This is a genomic window from Iodobacter sp. BJB302, from assembly GCF_002735645.1.
Classification (GTDB): Bacteria; Pseudomonadota; Gammaproteobacteria; order Burkholderiales; family Chitinibacteraceae; genus Iodobacter.
Genome location: NZ_PDZG01000132.1, coordinates 1 through 4,419, shown reverse-complemented (window position 1 = coordinate 4,419; position 4,419 = coordinate 1). Strand labels below are relative to the sequence as shown.

The following is a 4,419-nucleotide window of genomic DNA, read 5'->3' as shown; positions in this document are numbered from 1 at the left end:
CACTGAAATACTGGCCCGCCTGGCCGCATAAAGGCTTTGCCAGTCTGGATGAAGCAAGGCAATGGGTCAGGCGCTTTGTGGATTGGTACAGCCATACGCACCGGCACAGCGGCATTCAATTCGTTACTCCGTCGCAGCGGCATCAAGGGCAGGACAAAGCGCTGTTAGAAAAACGCCATGCCGTCTACCAAGCAGCCCGCTTGGCACGTCCAGAACGGTGGCGTAATGCGACTCGGAACTGGAGCTGGCAAGATGAAGTGCAATTGAACCCGGATCGGGTCATTGAGCCTAAAACAAGCGAGGAATTACAGGTCGCTTAAATCGTAAAAACATCTCAACTATCTTGACAATTACCGGTCTTCCACGTCCCGTACATCGGCGCGGGCATGCGCTCCGAAAAAAAGGTACGGGCAAAGATCAAGTCCCCGTTTTGGTGTTACGTAATCGGCAAGGAGTTACCACCGATTTTAAATTACTCGTTGCGAATACGAAGAGTATCGAGCCGGTACTGTCTGCTGTTCTGGCTCCTGATGTCATGCTGTGCAGTGATGGCGCGGCGGCCTATCGTTTGGCAACAGCACACTTAGGCCTCAGCCACTGTGCCGTGAATCTCAGCCAAGGCATCCGTGCTCGAGGGGCTTATCATGTGCAAAATGTGAATGCATATGATAGTCGACTCAAAAATTGGATGACTCGTTTTCATGGCGTAGCCACCAAATACTTAGAAAGCTATTTAGGCTGGCGGCGATGGTTAGACCGTGCAGGCAAAAATATCACAGCAAAATCAGGGATTGAGCAGGCGATAGGAAAAAATATCCTTTTCAACTATTAATGCAGACAGAGCCTTAAAAATGGGGGGATTACCGAGATTGCCAAGCCTTTGTTTACACGCATTTAATTTATCTGTTTTTTTGCCAATTTAAATCGATTTTTACAAGCCCCCCCTACACCGAGGAGTAATATTTAGTCTTTAACTCTCAAAATAAAAGTTGTTTGGTTGTATCTATTACGCAACAAAAACACTTGCTATCAATCAAATATGCCTGTCACTAACAATAATACGCCCAACGTTTTGGATCGATCGCCTAGCAGCCCCTCGGCAATCTCCCCAAAAAATCTTCACGAGATTAATTTATGAATGTACTTTCTTTTTCTGAAAATATCGCTATTAGTTTGGAAGACTTGGTCAGGCAGGCTCTGACTTCCATCGGATGTTCGCAGGATAAACTGCACGGCTTAGACAGTCATTCGACGATTATCGTTGAGATGAAGGACACTCCTGATCTGATGATCTCGATCGTCAACGACAGGCTGTGGATATGGTCCGCTTTGAGTTCGGTATGTGAAGAGAATATGGAAGATGCCGCATCGAAGGTGCTGAAGCTATTGACTGAAGGGATGGATGGCGTTGAAACCGGGCAATTGATTTTAGCAAAAACCGATCAAGGCTATGAGTTGAAAGGATTGGTGGATGTGGAATGGACCAGACAGGAGGGTCTGGAAACCGTGATCGAGTCATTTCATGAAAGACTCACATTGCTGTGTAATCTATTGAACTATGAAAAAGGAATGGAATAATGCCTCTTACCCCAGCTCTGCAAAGTTCACCAAGTGGTGTCAGTGCGCAACAATTGGTGGCAGGATCGAATGTTGGTGCTCGTCTCTCTACTATGATAGGTGGAGTAAGAAATACAAATTCCACTCCTGCCAAGTCCAGCCCAAAAATGAGTCTAAATGCGGATAGTGCAAACAAATTCATAGCTAAATTAAATGCCTACATTGCAGATAATCCGGCGCATGGTGACAAACTTAAAAAAGATATAGCAGAAAATATTAAAATTTCTTCTTTAATTAAGGTGGAAAAAGAGAATGGAAAGGATACGGTTAAATGGGTAGGCGAACAAGCCACGAAGCAGGATCTGGACAATATGCTGCGTGTACTCAAAAAACGGCATGGTATCACGAGCCCCCTTTATAAAAAAATACACAATTTTAAATTCTCGGATTTAGTCCCAGCTCCAGCAAGTGGAGTGTCAAACGTCCCTTCGAGCTTGAGCGCCAGTATTGCTACCTATAATGAAAGCTTAAATCCTTTCGCAGAAGATAGTGTGGTGGATAAGCCTAATTCCTCCAATTCTACGGAAAATGTAACTTCGAGCTCGAGCGCCAGTATTGCTACCTATAATGAAAGCTTAAATCCTTTCGCAGAAGATAGTGTGGTGGATAAGCCTAATTCCTCCAATTCTACGGAAAATGTAACTTCGAGCTCGAGCGCCAGTATTGCTACCTATAATGAAAGCTTAAATCCTTTCGCAGAAGATAGTGTGGTGGATAAGCCTAATTCCTCCCATTCTACGGAAAATGCAACTTCGCGTGTTGAGACACAAAGGCCTTTGAAGGATGGAGTGGCTGACGCCTTCCTTCAATTGTTAAATGAGTATTTGCGCTATGATGGTGAATCCTTTAAATTAAAGAATCAAATTGCAAGCCATATCAAAAAGATAAAAAAGGATATTAAAGATCCGGCCGTAAGTAAATATATCAAGATAGAACAAGGGGAAAAAGGATTTGAGATCCGTTGGGTGAGCGTTAAGCCTAACACAATTGAACAAATGCAGGAATTATGGGATGGAGTTAATCGCGGCCATGATTCGGGAAAAAGTTCATTCGGTAGATTGTTTAGAAATTTCTCTTTCGTCGATGCCAAGGTGAATGTTCTGCCGAGAGAACAGATTGATAAGATTGTCCTGCTAGCAGCAGCGCCTGGTATGCATGCTCCGGGAAAATCAACTGTAGTAGCGATGAAGCAAGAAACAGCGACCAAGGTATTAGAATTCTATCGAGACCTGGATAATCATGATAAAAGAATGCCCGATGACGCTTTGTCAGAATTGGTAGCGCATTATGGCAGAGTAGATGATGAGATCGGAGCGGCACAATCTAAGACAAAAAAGCTTAGCGCTGAAAATTCGTTATCTTTGATGGACACGGGTGTAAAAGAACATTTGCAGCGTATTTTTAATAGGATCCAAACGGACGTCCGGATTGAACGATTTGAAAGCGATGCTGAGCAGGGGGGGAGCAAATTTTTAACCGCCATGATGAATCAGTTAAATAAATTTAATTCGAAATATAGCGGGGAAACAGTTGCCCGAAGAATAAAATCAAAAGTCGATCAGGATTTCAAAAAAGCTCATGGGGCTTACGCCCAACAAACACAAGGGTCAAAAAATATATTCCCTAGTGGGTTAAAAGATGAACATCCACTATCAGGTCAAATTGATAGTATTTGTAGAGAAAGTCATCAAAGCGTCATCACTAACATAGTGAAATGCTATGGAGAGACATACGTAACGAATATAACTGGTGCTGTTGCAGGTTTTGATGCTGAAAAATATTTCGGGGGTAAAAGTTTAGAACGCACCGCAGATAATGTTGTCAAGCTGAATAAGAGTCTACGTGATCTTTATGCTCATGCTGAAGATCAAATTAAGCAATTCGTTGATGAGAGCAATGTTGGTGAGTTGAGTCAGGATCTGGCAAAAGCATTATCCCAGCCGCTAATTCAATTAAAAGCAGCTATCGATGAAAAGACCTTGGCTAATGATATGACGGTATTTAATTTGCTTCAGGAAGAAATCGATAAGCTGCCTAAGTTAGAGCCGGCTCAAGTCAAGAAATCATTCTGGCAGCGTTCTATTCATAAGAGTTCGATAAATATATCGACTGAACACGCTGAAAAACTATTAAAGCTGTCTCAGCAGCTGAAAGAAGACGCAAGCAAGATTACAGCGCAAGAACGGCTTGGGAGCGAGGGGGTGCCAACCGCGCTTAGCAATAAAATCAATGCGGTGAATAAAACAATTTTAGATAAGATTTCTGATAAGAGTCTGACATTTTCAGGAAAACTTCGCGAGGGCTTCAAAGAGGCGTTCAAGCCGACTTGGCCACGCATACTCGGCGGAGGGGCTATAGCGGCGGGTCTGACTGCGGGCGTAATCGCAGCAGTAACAGTGCCCGTTCTCATCCCTATCATCATCCCGTCACTATTGGTAGGTGTAGTTGTAGCTGCGGCGATTTGGGTCGGCAAGAACGTGTATGAGCACTTTCAAAAGCTCAACCAGCTCGATGCGCTGACCGTTCAGATTAGAGAAAATTGCAATCCTGTCGCAGTAAGCTGACGGTATTGACAAGTTAATCGGTGAGGGGGCTGTTGCATAAATTGTAGAAATTCAGACCTGATCTGACAGTCCCCAGTTTGATTCGGGCCGGATTGTCAGATTAGTTTGATTGTAAGCGCTCAGCCCTCCCACCTAGCCAGCTGCTTTAGCCTTCGTTATCTTGTGGGTTCTGATCTTTAACAAATGGCAGCAGCTCGTCAATTCGGCTATTGGGCCAAGTCGGGAGTTTTTCTAATGT

4 protein-coding genes are annotated in these 4,419 nt (G+C 43.9%); all 4 read left to right on the top strand.

What is annotated here, in order from left to right:
- Nucleotides 1-320, top strand: a 320-nt coding sequence (locus CSQ88_RS21890) for an integrase core domain-containing protein (RefSeq protein WP_143449564.1), incomplete at its 5' end; no start/stop codon positions are given.
- A gap of 23 nt (nt 321-343) precedes the next feature.
- On the top strand, nt 344-832 hold the full coding sequence (locus CSQ88_RS21885; protein WP_180273771.1) for an IS1595 family transposase: 489 nt from the start codon (nt 344-346) through the stop codon (nt 830-832).
- Between the two features lie 302 nt (nt 833-1,134).
- Nucleotides 1,135-1,578, top strand: coding sequence for a hypothetical protein (locus tag CSQ88_RS21880; protein WP_099400179.1), 444 nt, complete (start codon nt 1,135-1,137; stop codon nt 1,576-1,578).
- The gene (locus tag CSQ88_RS21875; protein WP_099400178.1) at nt 1,578-4,181 is read left to right on the top strand and encodes a hypothetical protein; all 2,604 of its coding nucleotides are present in this window, start codon (nt 1,578-1,580) and stop codon (nt 4,179-4,181) included. Before CSQ88_RS21880 ends, CSQ88_RS21875 begins: the two co-directional genes overlap by 1 nt.
- Nucleotides 4,182-4,419 lie beyond the last annotated feature (238 nt).